Origin of the sequence: Bifidobacterium intestinale, assembly GCF_023656765.1 — a bacterium.
GTDB lineage: Bacteria > Actinomycetota > Actinomycetes > Actinomycetales > Bifidobacteriaceae > Bifidobacterium > Bifidobacterium hominis.
The window spans coordinates 347760-369134 of record NZ_JAMOKR010000002.1; the positions used below are offsets into that span (position 1 = coordinate 347760).

Annotated in this window: 15 protein-coding genes and 4 tRNA genes; 14 read left to right on the top strand and 5 right to left on the bottom strand. The window is 55.6% G+C overall.

All coding sequences use genetic code 11. The features are described 5' to 3' along the window. The first annotated feature begins 30 nt into the window (after window positions 1-30). The 6 genes from NBH13_RS04370 (at window position 31) to NBH13_RS04395 (ending at window position 8564) form a co-directional block, all read left to right on the top strand. Window positions 31-1041 carry a pyridoxal-phosphate dependent enzyme gene (locus NBH13_RS04370; RefSeq protein WP_250779108.1) on the top strand — a complete coding sequence of 337 codons (1011 nt, stop codon included), beginning with the start codon at window positions 31-33 and terminating at the stop codon, window positions 1039-1041. A gap of 78 nt (window positions 1042-1119) precedes the next feature. Continuing rightward, entirely contained in the window at window positions 1120-2301 is a 1182-nt protein-coding gene (locus NBH13_RS04375) for a cystathionine gamma-synthase (RefSeq protein ID WP_250779109.1), read from the top strand. A gap of 218 nt (window positions 2302-2519) precedes the next feature. After that, window positions 2520-5315 carry an ABC transporter ATP-binding protein/permease gene (locus tag NBH13_RS04380; protein ID WP_250779110.1) on the top strand — a complete coding sequence of 932 codons (2796 nt, stop codon included), beginning with the start codon at window positions 2520-2522 and terminating at the stop codon, window positions 5313-5315. A 26-nt stretch (window positions 5316-5341) separates the two neighbouring features. Further along, complete coding sequence (gene recQ, locus NBH13_RS04385) at window positions 5342-7267, top strand: DNA helicase RecQ (RefSeq protein WP_250779111.1); 1926 nt, start codon at window positions 5342-5344, stop codon at window positions 7265-7267. A gap of 166 nt (window positions 7268-7433) precedes the next feature. Continuing rightward, window positions 7434-7919 (top strand): S-ribosylhomocysteine lyase, encoded by a 486-nt coding sequence (locus NBH13_RS04390; protein WP_022245363.1) that lies wholly within the window; start codon window positions 7434-7436, stop codon window positions 7917-7919. A 108-nt stretch (window positions 7920-8027) separates the two neighbouring features. Next, window positions 8028-8564, top strand: a complete 537-nt coding sequence (locus NBH13_RS04395; protein WP_099570843.1) for a GNAT family N-acetyltransferase — start codon at window positions 8028-8030, stop codon at window positions 8562-8564. A gap of 197 nt (window positions 8565-8761) precedes the next feature. On the opposite strand, the gene NBH13_RS04400 is transcribed toward NBH13_RS04395, so the two are convergent. Next, entirely contained in the window at window positions 8762-10189 is a 1428-nt protein-coding gene (locus NBH13_RS04400; protein WP_099570842.1) for an amino acid permease, read from the bottom strand. 243 nt (window positions 10190-10432) lie between these two features. On the opposite strand from NBH13_RS04400, the gene alr reads away from it, so the two are divergent. From alr to NBH13_RS04425, 5 genes are all read left to right on the top strand, one after another. Further along, window positions 10433-11791, top strand: coding sequence for an alanine racemase (gene alr / locus NBH13_RS04405; RefSeq protein ID WP_126016077.1), 1359 nt, complete (start codon window positions 10433-10435; stop codon window positions 11789-11791). A gap of 105 nt (window positions 11792-11896) precedes the next feature. Continuing rightward, on the top strand, window positions 11897-13978 hold the full coding sequence (dnaG, locus tag NBH13_RS04410; protein WP_250779112.1) for a DNA primase: 2082 nt from the start codon (window positions 11897-11899) through the stop codon (window positions 13976-13978). 385 nt (window positions 13979-14363) lie between these two features. Beyond that, entirely contained in the window at window positions 14364-15560 is a 1197-nt protein-coding gene (locus NBH13_RS04415) for an anion transporter (protein WP_250779113.1), read from the top strand. A 148-nt stretch (window positions 15561-15708) separates the two neighbouring features. Further along, window positions 15709-15785 (top strand) — tRNA-Arg (locus NBH13_RS04420). A gap of 85 nt (window positions 15786-15870) precedes the next feature. After that, a complete protein-coding gene (locus NBH13_RS04425; RefSeq protein ID WP_250779114.1) occupies window positions 15871-17886 on the top strand; it encodes an elongation factor G in 2016 nt (671 codons plus the stop codon). Window positions 17887-17950: 64 nt separating this feature from the next. On the opposite strand, the gene NBH13_RS04430 is transcribed toward NBH13_RS04425, so the two are convergent. The 4 genes from NBH13_RS04430 to NBH13_RS04445 form a co-directional block, all read right to left on the bottom strand. Then, window positions 17951-18026 (bottom strand) — tRNA-Gly (locus NBH13_RS04430). 33 nt (window positions 18027-18059) lie between these two features. After that, a tRNA-Val gene (locus tag NBH13_RS04435) sits at window positions 18060-18132 on the bottom strand. 45 nt (window positions 18133-18177) lie between these two features. Then, window positions 18178-18249: transfer RNA gene (locus tag NBH13_RS04440), tRNA-Val, on the bottom strand. 85 nt (window positions 18250-18334) lie between these two features. After that, window positions 18335-18943: a GNAT family N-acetyltransferase gene (locus NBH13_RS04445; protein ID WP_233432610.1), complete on the bottom strand. Its 609-nt coding sequence runs from the start codon at window positions 18941-18943 to the stop codon at window positions 18335-18337. A 273-nt stretch (window positions 18944-19216) separates the two neighbouring features. On the opposite strand from NBH13_RS04445, the gene NBH13_RS04450 reads away from it, so the two are divergent. The 3 genes from NBH13_RS04450 to NBH13_RS04460 are packed head-to-tail and all read left to right on the top strand — an operon-like array spanning window position 19217 to window position 21363. Then, window positions 19217-19873, top strand: coding sequence for an amino acid ABC transporter permease (locus NBH13_RS04450; RefSeq protein ID WP_117664623.1), 657 nt, complete (start codon window positions 19217-19219; stop codon window positions 19871-19873). Beyond that, a complete protein-coding gene (locus tag NBH13_RS04455) occupies window positions 19860-20534 on the top strand; it encodes an amino acid ABC transporter permease (RefSeq protein WP_033501376.1) in 675 nt (224 codons plus the stop codon). Before NBH13_RS04450 ends, NBH13_RS04455 begins: the two co-directional genes overlap by 14 nt. Beyond that, the gene (locus NBH13_RS04460) at window positions 20527-21363 is read left to right on the top strand and encodes an amino acid ABC transporter ATP-binding protein (RefSeq protein WP_003836374.1); all 837 of its coding nucleotides are present in this window, start codon (window positions 20527-20529) and stop codon (window positions 21361-21363) included. The genes NBH13_RS04455 and NBH13_RS04460 overlap by 8 nt, the downstream gene beginning before the upstream one ends. Window positions 21364-21375 lie beyond the last annotated feature (12 nt).

The following is a 21375-nucleotide window of genomic DNA, read 5'->3' on the forward strand; positions in this document are numbered from 1 at the left end:
AACGGAAATCACTCTTCGCAAGGAAACGACATGACCATCCACAACTCCCTTTCCGAGCTCATCGGCAACACTCCGCTCGTCAAACTCAACCGTGTGACCGACGGCATCAAAGCCGCCATCGCAGTCAAAGTCGAATATTTCAATCCTGGCGGCTCCTCCAAGGATCGCATCGCGGAACGTATTATTGACGCGGCCGAACGCAGCAGCGAACTCAAGCCGGGCGGTGTGATTGTGGAGCCGACCTCCGGCAACACCGGCGTAGGACTTGCCCTCGTGGCGCAGCAGCGCGGCTACCGTACCATTTTCACCCTGCCAGACAAGGTTTCCGAAGCCAAGCGTGCGGTACTCCGCGCATACGGTGCGGAAGTGGTGGTAACCCCTACCGATGCTGGTCCGGACGATCCGCGCTCCTACTATCAGGTGGCGGAACGCCTCGCCAAAGCGATCCCCGGCGGATACCGCCCGAACCAATACGACAACCCGAACGGACCGGAAAGCCACTACCGCACCACCGGTCCGGAAATCTGGGAAGCCAGCGACCATCAGGTCACGCATTTCGTGGCGGGCATCGGCACTGGCGGCACCATTTCCGGCACCGGACGCTACCTGAAGGAAGCTTCCGACGGCGCAGTACAAGTGATCGGCGCCGACCCGGAAGGATCCATCTATTCCAATCCGAACGACGTGCATCAGTACAGCATCGAAGGTGTCGGCGAGGATTTCTATCCGAAAGCGTTCGACCGTGAACTTCCCGACGAAATCGTGCAGGTCAACGATGCCGAAGCATTCGAAATGACCCGCCGTTTGGCTGCGGAGGAAGGTCTGCTTGTCGGAGGCTCGTCCGGCATGGCCGTTATGGCGGCCCTCAAATACGCTCGCGAGCATGATTTGGATGAAAACCAGCTGGTCGTGGTGTTGCTGCCGGATTCCGGTCGTAGCTATATGGAAAAGATCTTCAACGACGATTGGATGCGTGCCAACGGATTCGCCGACGTTGTGGAACGCACGTCCAAGCCGAGCCTTGCGGAACAGTATCTGTAAACCGCCAATTCATATCTCAACATCATGTCCATCATTCGTTCAATCCAAACCATTCGCTATTTTCAAGGAGTTCCCATCATGACCATCTCGACCAACACCGAAGCCCTGAGCGCCACCGCACTCGCCACCCGCGCCATTCACGCAGGTCAGGAGCCCGACCCGACCACCGGAGCCGTGGTCACTCCTATTTATATGACGTCCACTTTCAAACAGGACGGTGTCGGCGGACTGCGCAACGGCTACGATTACAGCCGTTCCATCAACCCGACCCGCAACTCTTTCGACGAACAGCTTGCAGCGGTCGAAGGTGCGAATTATGCATTGAGCTTCGCTTCCGGCTTGGCCGCCATCGACGTGCTGTTGCGTGCCACCCTCAAGCCGGGAGACAATATTCTGCTGGGCAATGACGTATATGGTGGCACCTACCGTCTGCTTTCCAAGGTGTTCGTGCCGTGGGGCATCGGCCTCGACGTGGTGGACATCACCGACACCGAGGCCGTTTCCGCGGCGCTCAGCCAGAAGCAGTACCAGTACATTTGGGTGGAAACCCCGTCGAACCCGCTGCTCAACATCACCGATATCGCAGCCACGTCAGCGGTCGCTCACGCGCATGACACCAAAGTGGTGGTAGACAACACCTTCGCATCCCCGGTATTGCAGCATCCGTTGACGGATGGCGCCGACGTGGCCGTATATTCCACCACCAAATACATCGGCGGACATTCCGACGTGGTCGGCGGAGCTGTGGTGCTCAACGACAAGGAAATCCGCGATGAAGTGGCGTTCCTGCAGAACGCGGCCGGAGCTGTGCCATCTCCGTTCGACTCCTGGCTTGACATTCGTGGCCTCAAAACGTTGGATCTGCGCGTCAAGCAGCACAGCCGTAACGCCATGAAGGTGGCGCAATGGCTGGAAACCCGTCCTGAAGTGGAACGCGTATGGTACCCGGGACTGGAATCCCATCCAGGCCACGAGATCGCGGCACGACAGATGCATGGCGGCTTCGGAGGCATGATCTCCGTACAGATCGCAGCCGGATTCGAAGCGGCCAAGAAGTTCGCCGGTGCTACGGAAGTGTTCACTTTGGCTGAGTCGTTGGGAGGCGTGGAATCCCTGATTGAGCATCCGGGCGCCATGACCCACGCTTCCGTCGCCGGTACCACGCTGGAAGTGCCCGCCAATCTCGTGCGACTTTCCGTCGGTCTTGAAGATGCTGACGATTTGATCGCGGACTTGGAGCAGGCATTTCGTCGTGTTTGAGATAAGATCGCAGCCTCGTTACGGTTTTGTGTAATCCGTCAAAAAGGCAGAATGTGCATAAATCCTCGCCATCGGATTCGCCAAAAGCGTATATTATGCTATTTCGAATCTGCTTATGGCGAGGGTTTTGCCATATAATACTTTCGACAGCGTTCGTGTTCATCTACCAGCGCATTCTCTGTGGAATCGAACGCCCATGATTATCGAGACGAGGCGGCATGCTGCAAATTCAAGGCATCTCCAAACAGTATAAAACCGGCGACTTCGTGCAGCGGGCGCTGGATAACGTCAGCCTTAACCTGCGTGACAGCGAATTCGTGGCCATTCTCGGACCTTCCGGCTCCGGCAAAACCACACTGCTCAACATCATCGGCGGACTTGACCACTATGATTCCGGCGATCTGGTGATCAACGGCATTTCCACCAAACAATACAAAAGCCGCGATTGGGACTCCTATCGCAACCACACCATCGGTTTCGTGTTCCAGAGCTACAATCTCATTCCCCATCAGACCATTCTGTCGAATGTGGAACTTGCCCTAACCATTTCGGGCGTATCGCATTCGGAGCGTCGAGAGCGTGCGCGCAAGGCGCTTGAACAAGTGGGTTTGGGCGAGCATGTCAACAAAAAGCCGAACCAGCTTTCCGGCGGTCAGATGCAGCGCGTGGCCATTGCGCGCGCGTTAGTGAACGATCCGGACATCGTGCTCGCCGACGAGCCGACCGGTGCGCTTGATTCCGATACTTCCGTGCAGATCATGGATCTGCTCAAAGAGGTTGCCAAAGACCGCCTCGTGGTGATGGTGACGCATAACCCCGAACTGGCCTACCAGTATGCCACGCGCATTGTGGAGCTCAAGGACGGTGTGATCCGTTCCGACTCCGACCCGTTCGAACCAGCCCAGAACGAAACGGCCACCGCTCCCGTGCACAAGACCATGGGCCGCGCATCCATGTCGTTCGGCACGTCGTTGGCATTGAGCTTCAACAATTTACGCACCAAGAAGGGCCGCACGTTCCTTACGGCATTCGCAGGATCCATCGGCATTATCGGCATCGCATTGATTATGTCCGTTTCGGCAGGCGTGAACACTTATATCGACAATATTCAGCGCGAGACGATGACTGCTTACCCGATCAGTATCGACGAACAGACCTTCGACCTGACCAGCATGATGACTTCCGGTCAGCAGAGTGCGGACAATCAAGGCAAGAAGCATAAGAGCGACGCGATTTATCCGGATGATGCCGCCATCAAGGGCACCGCTTCGATGACCAGCAGCATTACCGAAAACAATCTGAGCGCGTTCAAGAAATACCTCGATAATAAGGACAGTGACATCAATCGGTATATCGGTTCCGCGGGAATCCAGTATTCGTATGATACGAGGTTCTCCGTATTCTCACACGATCCAGACGGCACGCTTGTCAACGCCGATGGTGTGACGGTGGGCAAAACCGGCACCAAATCGATGGCCGACCAGATGGCGGATGGTTCGCTGATGTCTGCCGACTCGTCTACCTTTACGTCGACGCGCGTGAGCATGCTCACGGGTAAAACCGACCAGAATGCTGCACCGAGCTCGTTCCATGAGATCATGCCAAGCGCTGATGGCAAAAAGAACGTCGGCAAGGTCATTTCCGACAATTATGAGGTAGTCGAAGGATCCTGGCCAAAGAACAAGAACGAGGTTGTGCTCGTACTTGACGAGAACAATTCATTGTCGTTAACCACTGTGTATGAGCTAGGCCTCAAATCCGCCAGTGAATACCACGATATGATGAACCAGCTCAATTCCGGCGACGATGTGAAAACCGATACCAAGAAGATTGACTATTCCGACGTTATCGACCGCACGCTGAAGCTGCTGCCGGCCTGCGACCAGTATGTCAAAGGCGATAACGGCCATTGGACGTACGCGGGCGACGATGTGGACCAGATTAACGCGCTGATCGACTCCGACAAGGCCATCGATCTGAAGATCGTGGGCGTGGTCAAGCCGGTAGAGGATGCTGACGCAACCCCGCTTTCCTCCGGTGTGGGCTATACGCGTGCTCTGACCAATGAGCTGATCGACCGTGCCGAATCCAGTGAAATCGTCACCGAACAGCAGTCCGATAAAGACCACAATGTACTCAACGGCATGACGTTCTCGCCGTCCGACGATGCCACCAAGGCCCAGGATGCCCGCGATTACGTCGCATCCCTCGGCGTAAGCAGCAAGGCGCAGATGGCGCAGAACATGATGGCGGCCGCAGGCGCATCCGGAGGTGACTCCCAGCAGGCCGCGGCCATGGCTCAGATGGGCGAACAGCAGCTCGCCGACCAATTCGACGCCTATATCGCCACCGCCGACGAGGCCACGCTGGTCGCCATCTACAACCAGTACGTGTCCACCGGCTCCTACAATGATAATCTCGCTGATTTCGGCGTGGTCAGCCGTGACGCACCAAGCTCCATCAACATTTACGTCGACAGCTTCGAAGACAAGAATTCCATCAACGACGCCATCGACGAATACAATAAGACCGCCAAGGAAAAAGACAAGATCACCTACACCGACTACGTTGGTCTGATGATGAACTCGGTAACCACCATCATCAACGTCATCACCTATGTGCTGATCGCTTTCGTGGCTGTGTCATTGGTGGTCTCGTCGATCATGATCGGCATTATCACCTATATTTCCGTACTGGAACGTACCAAGGAAATCGGTATTCTGCGCGCCATGGGCGCATCCAAACGCAATGTGTCGAACGTATTCAACGCGGAAACCGGCATTATCGGCCTGCTGGCCGGTCTGATTGGCGTTGGTGCCACCGTGTTGCTCAACTTCCCGATCAACAGCGTGCTGCACCACTTCATGGGTACCACCGAGGTCAGTGCCGTGCTGCCGGTCGGTAATGCCATCGCTCTGGTGATTCTCAGCGTAGTGCTCACCCTGATCGGCGGCCTCATCCCAAGTCGTGGCGCCTCCAAGCAGGATCCCGCCACCGCCCTCCGCACCGAGTAGAGGCGGTGGATACTAGACTGCTGCGTATGACAGAGTTTACGTCGGCGCGTGACGCCCTACGCACCTACTTCGGATATGACGCCTTCCGTCCTGGTCAAGAAGGCATAGTCAATGCGATTATCCAAGGCCGTGATGCGCTCGGTGTCATGCCCACCGGTGCTGGCAAGTCGATCTGTTACCAGATTCCCGCCACGCTTCTTCCGGGCATGACCATCGTCATTTCCCCGTTGATCTCGTTGATGCGCGATCAGGTCGACGCGCTCAACGACGTGGGCATTTCAGCCGCGTTCATCAATACCACGCAAAGTCCCGACGAACAGGATCTGGTGTTCGCGCGGGCATTGTCGGGACGGATCAGACTGCTGTATGTGGCTCCGGAACGTTTGGAAACCGAGCGTTTCCGTACGTTCGCCAGTCGTGTGCCGATTTCTCTGGTCGCCGTTGACGAAGCGCATTGTGTGTCGCAATGGGGTCAGGATTTCCGTTCGTCATATCTTGGTATCGGCGATTTTCTGAAGGCGTTGCCGACTCGTCCGACGGTTGCCGCGTTCACTGCGACCGCGACGGAACGGGTGCGCCGCGATATTATCGGAATTCTTGGATTGCGTGATCCGTCCGTCACCGTCACCGGCTTCGACAGGGCCAACCTGTATTTCGACGTGATCAGGATGGAAAGGAAACATAAGGCTTCGTGGGTGGCTTCGTATATTGCGGATCATCCTGACGAATCCGGTATCGTGTATTGCGCGACTCGCAAGGAAGTGGAGTCGCTTGCCGAATCATTAAATATCGCCGTGCGCGAGCTGCGTGCGGTGAAAGGTGAGGATGCGACGCGAATCGGCACGGTCGCAGTCGCCTATCATGGCGGTATGTCGGCCGAAACGAGGGAGCGGGCGCAACGTGATTTCGTAACCGACCGTGTGCCTGTGGTGGTTGCCACGAATGCGTTCGGCATGGGAATCGACAAGTCGAACGTGCGTTATGTGATTCATCATAATATGCCGGAATCGATCGAAGCGTACTATCAGGAGGCCGGTCGTGCGGGGCGTGACGGCGAGCCTAGCCGGTGCACGTTGCTGTGGAACGAGTCTGATATTGCTACGAGGCGAAGGCTGCTTGATTCGGATTATGAGAACGAGCGTTTGACCGTCGAAGAGCAGGAGGTCGTGCGCGCGTCGAAACGGCGTCTGCTCAACGCCATGATCGGTTATTGCCGTACCACGGATTGTCTGCACGAGTATATGACCAGGTATTTCGGTGAGGCCGGGGGAGCGGCCGTCCGTGTTGACGGCGCATGCGTGGGAGGATGCGCGAACTGCGAGCACACGTTTGAAACCGTTGATGTTACTGAGATCGCGCGGGCCATCAGCCGCTGCGTGCATGACGTGAACCAGAAGGTCGGTTCGGGGAAGATCGTCAAAGTGCTGCGTGGGTCGAAAGCGCAGGATTTGAATTATCTCCATCCTGCCGATCTGCCGACGTATGGCATGTTGAGCGCGACTTCGGAGGCGCAGATTCGTGACGTGCTCAGCCAGATGGCGACGGATGGTTTTCTTTCCATTTCGGAAGGCTCCATGCCGATTGTTCGCTTCGGTGAACGTGCGGCGGAAACGGTCGCGCCGAATTTTCATTATGAAATCAAGAAGATCGAACGGAAGCACGCTGCGAAACGTGCGGAATCGCCGTCCGTAGGTTCTCAGGCCATGGGGGCATATGTGCCGGGCGACGGAGACGAGGAATTGTTCGCCAAGCTGCGTGCGTTGCGGCTTGACATCGCCCGCGAACTCGGTAAACCCCCGTATATCGTCTTTTCCGATAAAACGTTGCGCGACATGGTGCGTATCAGGCCGGTCTCTGGCGAGCAGTTTTCGCAAGTCAACGGCGTGGGCGCGCTTAAATTGAAAGCGTATGGCGAACGGTTCATGGAAGTGATCCGCGATTTCGTTGCATGAATCATGTGACGTATCAGCTTGAAGAATAATCGTATCGATTATTGCAAAACCATACGTTGTATATGATGTGTAACGCATTATCGGCAACATGTATGGCGGTGCGGTTGACGTATGCCGGCAAAACGGCGACAGTAGAGACGAACGGTTGTTGAAGAAAGGATTGATGATGGCAGAAGACAAGCCGGTTGTGGAAAGCTTCCAGCTCGACCACACCAAGGTGAAGGCTCCGTATGTGCGCTATATCGACACGCAGACCGGTCCGAATGGCGATGTGATTTCCAATTATGATTTGCGTTTGGTGCAGCCGAATGAGAATGCGATTCCGACCGGTGGCCTGCACACCATCGAACATACGATTGCGGTGCTGTTGCGGGAACGTATCGACGGTTATATCGATTGCTCCCCGTTCGGTTGCCGTACCGGTTTCCATTTGCTGACGTGGGGTGAGCATTCCACGGAAGAAGTGGCGCGCGCGTTGAAGGAGGCGTTGGAATTCATCGCATATGAGGCCACATGGGATGACGTTCCTGCCACCACCATCGAAAGCTGCGGCAATTACCGCGACCATAGCCTGTTCACGGCGAAGGAATGGTGCAAGGATATTCTTGCCAAGGGCATCAGCTCTGACGCGTTTGAGCGCCGTCTGGTCTGATTCGCGTGCGGTTGCAAGTCTGCTTTTCGGGCATATTGCGAACACTGTGCCGTGGGCATGGTATTTTTAACGCTCGGAAGAAGACAAGGCGATGCAAAGGTGAACGAGATGGGTGAGGAGAGCGTCATTACTTCTGAACGGCGGTTCCGCCGCGCCACTATGGCTGATTGGCCGACCATGCAGAAGATTTATGAGCATGCCCGCAAGTTGATGGCCTCCAATGGCAATCCCACGCAGTGGGGTGATAAGTTCCCGCGTGAGGAAGTGGTTCGTGACGATATCGAATCGCAACGCACTGTGCTGCTTGTTGATACGGTTGATGGCGAGGAACGTGTGCTCGCCCAGTTCGCATTGTGTCCGGGCATCGACCCGACGTATGTGAATATCGATGGTGCCTGGCTGGATGATGATCCGTATGTGACCATCCACCGGATTGCCTCGTCGGGTCTCGCCAAGGGTGCGGCGAAGGACTGCATCAACTGGTGCATCGAACATTACGGCAATGTGCGTGCGGATACGCATCCCAACAACAAGGCCATGCAGCATGTGCTCGAATCGAATGGTTTTGCGCGCTGCGGCTTGATTCAGTTGCTTGACAGGCCGTTCGATACCACTCGTATCGCCTATCAGCGTCATGAATGGTGAGATTTGCGGATTTGTATGGATTGATATCAATCAATATAAATTTCATTGCAAATAATCACAGATAATCTGCGATATTGAGAAACAAAAATCCCGTTGAATATCATATTTCAGATGTTCAACGGGATTTTTATATCCGATTGTGTTGCTTTCGATATATTTTATGAAAGATATGTCGAAAGCAACAGTATTACCGGTTTTTAGAACAGTCCTGGCTTGTTCAATGCGGAATGCTTGCGGCTGTACGCGAAATACACGATCAAACCAAGGGCGAACCAGATTGCGAAACGCACCCAGGTCTCCCAATTCAAACCGCAAATCAGAATGAAGCAGAAAATGATCGCGCAGATCGGCGTGAACGGCACGCCCGGAGCGCGGAAGCCGCGGTGTGCGTCCGGCTGGGTCTTACGCATCCACAGAATGCCTGCGGACACGATGATGAACGCCGACAGCGTACCGATGTTCACCAATTCGAACAATACGTTGATGTTGATGAAACCGCCGGCGATGGCCGTCAGGATGCCGAAGAACCAGGTGCCCTTGTAGGGGGTGCGGTACTTCGGGTGCACTTCGCCGAAGAACTTCGGGAACAGGCCGTCGCGGCTCATGGCGTAGCAGATGCGGGACTGGCCGTACAGCTGCACCAGCATCACCGTGGTCATGCCGATCAGAGCGCCAAGATTGACGATGAACGCCAGCCAGTTGAGGCCGGTTTCGAGAATCACGCCGGCCACCGGAGCGTCAATGAATTTCGCGAACTCCTTGTATGGCACCACACCGGTCATAATCAGCGTCATGATGATGTACAGCACAGTCGACACGGCCAACGAAATAAGAATGCCGCGTGGCAGTGTCTTGTTCGGATTGATGGTCTCCTCGGCGGAGGAGGAGACGGCGTCGAAGCCGATGAAGCTGAAGAACACGATCGACGCCGCCGGAACAATGCCGTACGGCTGCGTCGAGCCCGGCTGGAACGTGTAAATGCCGTACGGGGAGAACGGCTTCCAATTGGCAGGATTGATGTACCAGACGGTGCACACGATGAACAGCACGATGATGGCCAATTTGATCATCACCATAATATCGTTGGTTTTCTTCGTCTGGTTGATGCCAATGGCCAGCACCCAAGTGATGATGAGCACGATTACGAAACCAGGCAGGTTGAAGTATGTGGTTACGCCTGGTGTGGTGCCGTATGCCGCGGTCAGCTCAACTGGCAGATGCAAGCCGAAACCTTCCAACAGTTTGTTGAAATAACCGGACCATCCGGCGGACACGGTGGCCGCCTGCAATGCGTATTCCAAAATCAAATCCCAGCCGATCACAAATGCGATCAGCTCACCGAACGCCAAATACGCGTACGAATATGCGGAACCGGACACTGGTGCCATTGCTGCGAACTCTGCATAGCACAATCCTGCGAAACCGCAGCAGATCGCGGCCAGGAGGAAGGAGACGCACAATGCCGGACCTGCGGTGAGGGCGCCCTTGCCGGTGAGCACGAAAATGCCGGTGCCGATGATGGCGCCGATTCCCAGCATGGTAAGGTCAAACGTTTTCAATGTGCGTTTCAGTGGAGTTGACTCGGATACGAGCTGGTCCACTGACTTTTTGCGAAAAAGATCCATGGTCTTAATTCCCTAAAAGTGGTTTTATATGGGCTGGACCGGACGGATTTCCGGGACTCTGGCACGCCTCAAACGCCAGAAATCAAAGAAGGGCTGAACGCCTCATGTATGGGAGGTATACGCGCCTTATGTAAAGAGAGTGTAAAAACCTGGCGCGGACAAAAACGTGAAAACCCCGTGAATCGTCTCACCATGTGTGCGCGTCTTTTCGAAGCCGTCATATGGGAGCGCAACAATAGAGCCATGACTTTCAATGCTGCCCGTGAATGGAAATTCTCATCCGAACAAGGCAAGGCCAATTATGAGGCCGCCCAAAAGCAATACCCGGCGCAGGCCATCGTCGATATGGCCGCATTGCGAGACAATATGCGTCATTTGGTGAGCGTGGTTGGCGGCCCGAATTCCGGCACTGCCGTGATGGGTGTGGTCAAGGCTGACGCGTACGGGCATGGTCTTATTCCGGCTGCGCTTGCGGCGCTCGCAGGAGGCGCGACATGGCTGGGCACGGCGCAGTCGCATGAGGCGCTGCTGCTGCGCAAGGCCGGTATTGGACCAGACCGCTGCCACATTCTGACATGGGTATATAACGGCACGGCTGTGCCTTTTGACGAGCTGATCGACAATGACATCGATATTTCCGTAGGCTCATTGCCGGGTATTGACGGTGTTGCGGCCGCGGCGCGTCGTCTTGGAAAAACCGCGCGTGTGCATGTGAAGGTCGATTCTGGTTTTGGTCGCAATGGATTCACTCCGGCCACGTTCGATGCGGCGCTTGCCAAGCTGGTGCCTCTCGCCAAGGAGGGTGTGCTGCATATTGTCGGCCAGTGGAGTCACCTGGCGGTGGCCGACGCTCCCGACGTGCCTGAATTCGTGGCGGCCACTGATAGGCAGGTCGAGAATTTCAAGGATTTCACCCGTCGTATGGAAGTTGCTGACATTGCACCGGAGATTCGCCATCTTGCCAATACGGCGGCCACGCTTTCGCGTCCGGAGATTCATTTTGAGCTCACCCGCCCGGGTATTGGCTTGTATGGTTATGAGGCTGATCCGGCCATGGGCACGCCTGGCACGTATGATTTGACGCCGGCCATGACATTGCAGGCGCAGCTTGGCACGGTCAAGGATGTGGAGGCAGGCCATGGCATTTCCTATGGCCGCACGTACTTGACTCCTACGGACACGTCCACCGCGATCGTGCCTGTAGGCTATGCGGACGGCATTCACCGTTCCGCTTCCGGTTTCGATATGGAAGGCGCGAAGCATGTGGCCAAGCCTGGCGGTCCGGTGCGTGTGATGACTACGGAAGGTCCGCGCCTGTACCGTGTGTCTGGCCGCGTGTGCATGGACCAGTTCATGCTTGACCTGCACGGTTCCGCGGAAAAGCTTGGCGTGCATGAGGGCGACACCGTGCAGCTGTTCGGTCCGGGCCGTGGCGAGGATTATGCCGAACCGACCGCCGACGATTGGGGTCGTGCCGCAGGTACCATCAGCTACGAGATCTTCACCTGTCTGTGCAACCGCATTCCGCGCCTGTACGAGCACGCCACCGACGTGCTGTCGGCCGAAGATCTCGCCAAACTCAATCCCGCAACCATTCTGTAAGGCAACGGGCGTGGGAAACAAGGCACGCCGTGAAAGTCAATATGGTGGGCGCGGCACGTTCGATGGTTGGTCAACGTGCCGCGCTTGCTGTTAAGGTGGTGAGCTATGCCAGGAATGATTCTGAAGGAAGATATCGAAAAAGTTCGCGCCACCGCCGATCTGTATGACATTGTGTCCGCGACGGTTTCGCTCAAGCCTTCCGGAACTGGCGCTTATGTAGGGCTGTGCCCTTTCCACGATGAAAAAACGCCAAGTTTTTCCGTGCGCCCGGCGTTGGGTGTATGGCATTGTTTCGGTTGTGGTCTCGGCGGTGACGTGTTCGGCTATGTTGAACATCAGGAGAACATCGACTTCCGTGACGCCGTCGAGCTTTTGGCCGACAAATACCATATCGAATTGCATTATGACCAGTCGAACGCCAAGAAGGAGCATACTGGTTCAAAACGTGCCCGCCTGCTGGAAGCCAATGAGGCCACGCAGGAGTTTTTCGTATCGCAGCTGATGACCAAAGATGCGCTCGCTGCACGTAAATTGCTTGACGGTCGTAACTTCAGCCAGGCCGATTGCCAGCGTTTCGGTTGTGGATACGCTCCGCAGGGTTGGGACAATCTGGTTCGGTACTTGGCTGGCAAAGGCTTCACACAGCAGGAGATGCTGGATGCAGGATTGGCTCGCCAAGGCCAGCATGGGGTGTACGACTATTTTCGTGGCCGCGTAACATGGCCGATTCGCGATTCGACCGGTCGTGCGCTTGGTTTTGGCGCACGCAAATTGTATGAGGACGATTCGATCGGCGCGAAATACATCAATACGCCGGATACGGCGTTGTACCGCAAAAACCAGGTGCTGTATGGCATTGATATGGCGAAGGCTGCGATCGTCAAGAAACGTCAGGTGGTGATCGTCGAAGGCTATACCGACGTGATGGCCATGCATCTGGCCGGAGTCGACACCGCGATTGCCACATGCGGTACCGCGTTCGGTGCGGAACATGCCAAAATCGTACGTCGTCTTATCGCCGACGATTCGTTGGGCGCGGTGCAGCTGATTGGTCCATTGAAGGTTGATGGGCAGCAATTGAGTTCCCGCATCGTGTTCACCTTCGATGGTGATGCCGCCGGGCAGAAGGCCGCGATTCACGCATTCGGATTGGATGCCGCGTTTTCGACGCAGGCGTTCGTCGCCGTGGCTGATGACAATCTCGATCCATGCGATCTGCGCATCAAACGTGGCAATGAGGCGGTTCGCGCGCTTATTGCGAATGCCGAGCCATTGTATGATTTCGTGATCAAAACAGCTATCGGGCGTTTTGACACCACCTATACCACGGGGCAAATGGGGGCAGTCAAGGCCGTGGCACCGCTGATCGCGCAGATTCGCGACCGTTCGCTGCTTGACTTGTATTCACGCAAGGCGGTACGCCAAATCGGCGTCGATCTCGATATCATGCAGCGCGAAGTGCGTGACGCCCGCCGCAAACTCAATGTGCGGGACGAGGATGCGTATGCGCCGAAACGTCGCTTTGCCGCCAATGCCGCAGCGGCGGAACCTCGCATGGAGCAGGGCGTGAATCCATATGCGAATCCTTCCGCGCGCAAGGCGTTGGAACATCGTGACGCCGCGGAACAATCCTATTACCGTATCGACGATGCCGTGTTCATCTGCGAACAGCAGTTCATGGCGACCCTGATACAGGTGCCGCTCGCCGTGGATCCGACATTGTTCGCCAGCCTCACGCTGTCGAGCTTCATGACCCCTGTATTCCGTACGCTGTTCCAAGCCATCGCTGCGGCCGGCGGTCTGCCGTCCACAGATACCCCGCAAGGACTGTGGATGCATAATCTCACCAAAGCAGGCGGACCGATGCTGGAATCCGTAATCAACGAGCTTGCCGTCATGCAACTACCGTTGCCGCCGAGCGACGCCGATACGGAACGCGCGTCGCAACAATCGCAAGAAATCAACGTGCAATTACGCAAGCCGACCGATGATGAGCGTAGGTATGCGTCCGAACTCATCATTCGGCTGCTTGACACGGGCATCATGCGCAGGATCGGTGCGGACAAGCGTCGCATGGCGCAACTGCCGGATGGTGCCGAGAAAATCGAGCTGCTCGGTCAGATCACTAAACTTGAGACCTTGCGTAAGGATCTGCAGGCGAGGGTGTTTGGCAATAACGTCGCCTGAATATCTGTCGTGTACTTGAGTTTCTGCCGCGTGCCAGAACGTCTGATAACCCCCGAATGTCTTTGCCTTGCACTTGGATCTGCCGCATATACGAGCGTTGCATGAATAGCCGGCGAACATGCGGTGAACGAGGCGAGAATACTTAACGAATTCTTAGTTGACATACAGTATCTTTCGGCGTGTTTTGCAATTGCAAAACAGTTTTGCCGGTTTGCAAAGGTAAAGAACAGTAGGGCGTAGTGGCTGAAAAACGTTGGAATGGTCGGAAAAATCGTATGCCAAGGATATGTGCTACGCGTTTTTTCGGGTAAAGTGAATATGGCGTTTCTTGAGAAAATCGCCCGGGTCTGCAAACGGTTTGCAAACTGGATTCACGGAGGAATGAATGCGACGATTGGTCGTTAAAATCCTGAAAAACGAGACCATTCTCGTAGTTGCTTCCATACTTGCTCTTATTTCATGCTTTATCGTGCCTCCCGACAAGGAGTACGGCGGATATATTCATGCGAGCACCATTTCGCAGTTGATCTGCCTGATGCTGGTGGTGTGCGGTTTCCAGCGCATCGGTGTGTTCCGTATTATCGGCTCACGATTGCTGCATCATGTGGGCAGCGCACGTGGATTGGTGATCACGCTGATTTCGCTCACGTATTTTTCCGGCATGCTGATCACCAATGATGTGGCGTTGGTTACGTTCATTCCGTTCGCGATCGCGGTGCTTACCATGGCCCATATGGAGGAGCATGCGGTGCTGGTCGGTACGTTGATGACCGTCGGTGCGAACGTGGGCAGTATGTTGACGCCGATCGGCAACGCGCATAACCTGTATCTGAAAGCGTTGACCGGCATGCCGTCCGCTGAAATGATCGGCATTATGGCGCCGTATTCCGTTACCGCGGCGGTATTGCTGGTGCTTATCGCCTGCGTGGCATTCGGCAAGAAACCTGTTTCCGAATTTTCCTCTATCGACGGCAGTGGCATCGAACAGAATGTGCTCGCTCCGAATTCCGACCAGCCACGGCCGGATGAGATTCGTGTGACCGGCTATGGCGCCGGTTATGGAGGTTGGCGCACGATCGTATATTGCGCATTGTTCATCGTGTGTTTGCTGGCTGTGAGCGATTTCATTCCGCTATGGGCCATGTGTGTGATCGTGGTGGTGGCATTTCTGTTCTGCGATCGCCGCGTGTTCCGCAATATCGACTGGGGATTGCCGCTGACCTTCTGCATGTTCTTCATTTTCATCGGCAATATGAAACGTGTGCCGGAATTCTACGAGCTGGCCGCCTCCTTGGTGGGGGCGCATCCACTGGAAGTGTCCGTGGTGTCCAGCCAGTTCATCTCCAACGTGCCGACCACGCTGCTGCTGTCAGGCTTCTGCGATCAATGGCGTGCGCTGATCATCGGTACCAACCTTGGCGGCATGGGTACGCTGATTGCCTCCATGGCGTCGCTGATCGGCTACAAGAACGTGACGCGCAAGTATCCTGACAAGAAGGGACGTTATCTGGCTGTTTACTCGGCGGTGAATGTGCTGTTCCTCATTGTGCTGGTCGGTTTAAGCTGGATCATCGAACCGTGATTTTTCGCTCCCCTGATCTTGTGGTCTGCCGGTTCGTTTCAAGGTCGGGGAATTGTAGGTTTTCATGGTTTTATCATCGATACGATGGTCGTGTTCCGCGCGTTCAAGTTGGCAAGAACGCGTGAACTGACTATACTGAATCGAGTTTGGCCCTGTAGCTCAGCTGGATAGAGCATGTGACTTCTAATCTCAAGGTCGGGAGTTCGAGTCTCCCCGGGGTCACCACCAAGCCCTTACGTCAATAGACGTAAGGGCTTTCGTATATCGATAGGCTGCTGCTTCGGCGGTAGCTCGGCAATGGGAGGAGCCCATGAAACGAATCGTCACCGGCATTCTGGCGCATGTTGACGCCGGCAAAACCACGCTGTCGGAAGCGTTGCTGTATACCACGGGCAACGTACGCAAACTCGGCCGTGTCGACCATGGCGACGCGTTTCTCGACACCAACACGATGGAACGGCAGCGAGGCATCACCATCTTCACCGAACCGGCGATCATCGCCACGCCGAACCTCACTCTCACCTTGCTTGATACTCCGGGACACGTCGATTTTTCGGCGGAAATGGAACGAACCCTCGCCGTGCTCGATTATGCGATTCTGGTCATTTCCGGTGCTGATGGCATCCAAGGGCATACCGAAACATTATGGCGATTGCTGAAACGTTACAACGTGCCCACTTTCATCTTCATCAATAAAATGGATGCTCCCGCAGCTGACAAAACGAAACTGCTCAATCAGCTGAAGAAGCGTTTCTCGGATGGCTGCATCGATTTCACCGGAGCACATGATGACAATGCGGCGCTTGCCGATGTTATGGAAGATATCGCCATGCAAAGCGAAACCGCCATGGAATTGTATTTGGAAAGCGGAACGATTCAGGATGAAACCATTCGTGAGATGATTGCTGATCGTGTCTTGTTCCCGTGTTTCTTCGGATCCGCGCTGAAAATGGACGGTATTGACGAGTTCGTCGCAGGATTCGAGCGGTATGTGCGCGAGCCGGAGTACGACAGCGAATTCGGTGCGCGTATATATAAGGTATCGCACGATGCGCAAGGCAATCGCCTGACATGGCTTAAGGTAACGGGTGGTGAATTCAAGGCGAAGACGATGCTTTCCGGCACTGCGCGGGTTGGCGCTGACCTTGGCGAGTCGAAAATCGACGACGATGGTATGTGGCATGAGAAGGCCGATCAGGTGCGTGTGTATTCCGGCGCGAAATTCACTACGGTCGATTCGGTTGTTGCTGGCACCGTGTGTGCCGTTACGGGCTTGACACGAACATTTCCCGGTGCTGGACTCGGGAAAGAGCCTGACGGCGTAAATCCGGTGCTTCAGCCGGTACTTACGTACACGTTGCTGCCGGGGGAGTGCGATATTCACGCTTGCTTGGTTGCGTTGCGCGAGCTTGAAGATGAGGATCCGTTGCTGCATGTGGTGTGGCAGCCGCATCTTGAGGAAGTTCATCTGCAATTGATGGGTGCGGTGCAGTTGGAGGTCATCCAGCAGATGATGCACGACCGGTTCGGTTTGGACGTGTCATTCGGACCGGGCGGCATCTTATATAAGGAGACGATCGCGCATCCGGTTGAGGGTGTGGGCCATTTTGAACCGTTGCGTCATTATGCGGAAACACATGTGCTTCTCGAGCCATTGCCTGCCGGTATCGGCATGAGGTTCGCGAGCGTATGCAGCGAGGATGTGCTTGACCGTAACTGGCAGAGGCTGATTCTGCAGCATTGTCGGGAACGTGAACATTTGGGTGTGCTTACCGGCTCTCCAATTACCGATATGAAGATCACATTGCTGGTTGGCCGTGCGCATTTGAAACATACGGAAGGGGGCGATTTCCGCCAGGCCACGTATCGTGCGATTCGGCAAGGCTTGATGGAAGCGAAGGAACGCGGCGACTGCCGTTTGCTGGAGCCGTGGTATGGCTTCCGCTTGGAGGTTCCGCAAGATATGGTCGGCCATGCGATGGCCGACATACAGCGTATGAGCGGCTCGTTTGACACGCCTTCCGGCGATGGTGAATATATGGTGCTTGAAGGTGAGGCGCCGGTTGCCCAAATGCGAGATTATGCGATGGATGTGAACGCCTACACGCACGGGCGTGGGCATTTGAGTTGCGTGTTCGCAGGGTACAGGCCATGCCACAACGCCGACGAGGTGATTGAGCAGTCCGCATACGAGCCGGAATCCGACTTGGAGAACACGCCGGATTCGGTGTTCTGCGCACATGGAGCCGGCTATCCGGTCAAATGGTACAAGGTTCCCGAATTCATGCATCTCGACTACGCCTGGCATGGTATGGGGGAGCAGTGACTGTTCGGGAAAGACCGGATAACGGATAAACGAAAAGCCCCACCGATCCGGTGGGGCTTTCTGATGGAGCGGACAACGGGACTCGAACCCGCGGTCTCAACCTTGGCAAGGTTGCGCTTTACCAACTAAGCTATGTCCGCAAAGAACTTCCGCCGTGAGAAGCGGAAATTCAGTGGGTGATATAGGAATCGAACCTATGACCCCTTCCGTGTGAAGGAAGTGCGCTAGCCGCTGCGCCAATCACCCGTGGGATAATTCCGCCGGTTTCCCGGCTTCGTTACCCGCTTCGCGTGGGCGATACAAGATTCGAACTTGTGACCCCTTCCGTGTCAGGGAAGTGCGCTACCTCTGCGCCAACCGCCCGAAGCGAGTGCTAACTTACGTGGATTTTCGGCGGAATGCAAATCGTCGGCGTGTCGCAGTGGTGTTGCGAGAAAACGACACGCCATCAATTAGCGATTGAAACCACTGGAATTTCCATGGTTTTTGCGTCTGGATCGGACTCGACGAACGTTTCTTCAGAAGGAGATTGCGCCAACGTCAAGCGCATCTGACGCCACGCCACATTGCCGTGCGTCGAAGCGGACGTGCCTTCGTCCACGAATCCCAGACGGGCGTAAAAGCCGACAAGACGTTCCTTGCATGTCAGCACAATGCCTTTGCGCCCGGCAATCGTCGAATCAAGAATCACGCGACGGAGCAGATAACTGGCGCAACCGCGATGCTGGTAGACGGGAGCCACGTCCACGCCGAAGATCATCTGCCAATCGCCATGTTCGTCGTGCAGGGAAACATCCTCATACATGACGTCAGCCAAATCCTTCTCATTGGTCGTCATACCGTTGACGAAGCCAATCAGTGTGCCGTCTTTCACAGAAGCGGGGAAGCAGGCATCGTCATCGGCATCAGTGTTGATCAAAAGCCAGAAATGTTCCGGATATGTGGCGACGCGTGCAGTCAGGCTCTCGTTCGTTGCGGCCTCCGCAGGTGGGAAACAGGCAGCCTCCACAGCCTCAATCGCGTCCAAATCCTCCATCGTTGCATGTCGAATGAGCATGTGCATACTCTCTCGCAAGGTATACCCAATCTTCACATTTCAATATGGGCGAACAGTGGAAACGCCAGCGTGCAATACTGTGAAAGGATCACCGGACGTATTGTCGGAAGCTGATAAACGCTTATATGAAAAACCGATAACGACGTGGCCTGTTCCGCGATTGTTGCGCGGTACGATGGGGCGCATCCACGGCGAAAGCCTGGAAAAGCCTGAAAAGGTTCCGAGGGATCCGTGGAGCATTCGAAAACCTAAAGAGAAAGATGGGAGGCGCGTGTGTTCGATTGGACATTTGTGACGCACTACGCGCCGTTCTTCGTCAGCGGCGCGGAGATGACGCTGTTCATCTCCGTGTTCGGCATCGTGCTTTCGATCGTGGTCGGACTTATCTGCGCAAGCATTGAAATCGCGCGCATTCCAGTGCTGAAGCAGATTGTGCGCGTCTACATCGAACTCAGCCGTAACACGCCGTTGTTGGTGCAACTGTATTTCCTGTATTTCGGTCTGCCGAAACTTGGCGTCGTCTGGTCCGCGGAACAATGCGCGATCGTGGGACTCGGATTCCTTGGCGGTTCGTATATGGCCGAAGCGATGCGCGGCGGCCTCGAAACCATTCCGACCGTGCAGCGCGAATCCGCGTATGTGTTGGGCCTAAGCCAATGGCAGACGTTGAGCCGCGTGGTGATACCGCAGGCCATCAGCACGTCCATTCCGGGCGTTGTGGCCAACGTGATCTTCCTGATCAAGGAATCGTCCGTCGTGTCGGCCATCGCGCTCGCCGACGTGATGTACATGGCCAAGGATCTGATCGGCATGTATTACAGCACGTATGAAGCGTTGTTGATGCTGGTTGTCGCATATCTGGTGATTCTGCTGCCGATTTCATTGTTCGGCACTTGGCTGGAACGGAGGTTCGACTATGAGCGGCGCTGAGATTCTGCTCGAGCCGGGCGTGTTTCCGCGCCTGTTGCAGGGCCTGTGGGTTACGGTGTGGATCGCCGGTGTGTCGGTGGGTCTTTCCGTGCCGGTTGGATTGGTTGTCGGCTGGCTGATGACGATGAAAAATCCTGTCATTCGTGTGTTGACCAGGATTTATTTGGATTTCATTCGTATCATGCCGCAATTGGCGTTGCTGTTCATCGCATTTTATGGCTTTGCCCGTGCGTGGAATTGGAATTTGGATGCAACCGGCGCATGCGTGTTCGTGTTCGTGCTGTGGGGCGGCGCGGAATTGGGCGATTTGGTGCGTGGCGCGCTTGAGTCGATTCCGAAAGCCCAGTATGAGTCCGCATATGTGCTTGGGTTGAGTGGCTGGCAGACGTTCGTCAAAGTGATTCTGCCGCAAGCGTTGCGTAGGCTTCTGCCAGCTTCGGTGAATCTGGCGACACGAATCGTGAAAACGACATCGTTGGCCGTGCTTCTCGGCGTGGTCGAGGTCATCAAAGTGGGCCAGCAGATCATCGACGCGAACCGTTTCCAATATCCGACCGGAACCCTGTGGATTTACGGGGTGATTTTCTTCATGTACTTCATTGTGTGCTGGCCGCTGTCCATCGTGGCCCGCCGACTGGAAAAGAGGTGGTCGCATGACTGACGCGACAGGCAAGCAGGCTCAGGTGGGTCAGGCGAGTCTTGAGATTGCGCATCTGGTCAAACAGTACGCCAATGCCGACAAGCCGGTATTGAACGATATTTCGTTCGACGTGCCGCATGGCAAGGTGTTTGTGATCGTCGGGCCTTCCGGCTCCGGCAAGTCGACGTTGTTGCGCACCATCGCCGGCCTTGAGCCGATTCAGGGCGGTACCATTTCTCTGAACGGCGAAGTGATCGAAACGGGTAAGCCGGGCACCGAATCCGCCGGCCGCAGCAAGCGCAGCAGCGAACTGCGTACCCGTGTTGGCATGGTGTTCCAAAGCTACGACCTGTTTCCCAACAAAACCGTGCTTGGCAACATCACACTGGCGCCGACCTTGGTGCAGAAGCGAGATAAGGCCGAAGTCGAGCAGGAGGCGATCAAACTTCTGGAACGCGTCGGTCTTGCCGACCGCAAGGATTCCTGGCCTCATGAGCTTTCCGGCGGCCAACGCCAGCGCGTGGCCATCTGCCGTGCGCTGATTTTGCATCCGGAAGTGCTGCTGTTCGACGAAGTCACCGCCGCGCTCGATCCGGAAATGGTGCGCGAAGTGCTTGACGTGATGCTCGAACTCGCTGATTCCGGCCAAACCATGCTCATCGTGACGCATGAAATGCAGTTCGCGCGAGCCATCGCCGATCAGGTGATCCTGCTTGAAGACGGCGGCATTGTGGAACAATCTGACAATGCTGAACAATTCTTCACGAATCCGACCACTGAACGAGCCAAGCAGTTCCTGCGCACGTTTGAATTCGACAGGCACCGCAAGTCCGCCGATCAATCCGAATAATCCAGGCAATGG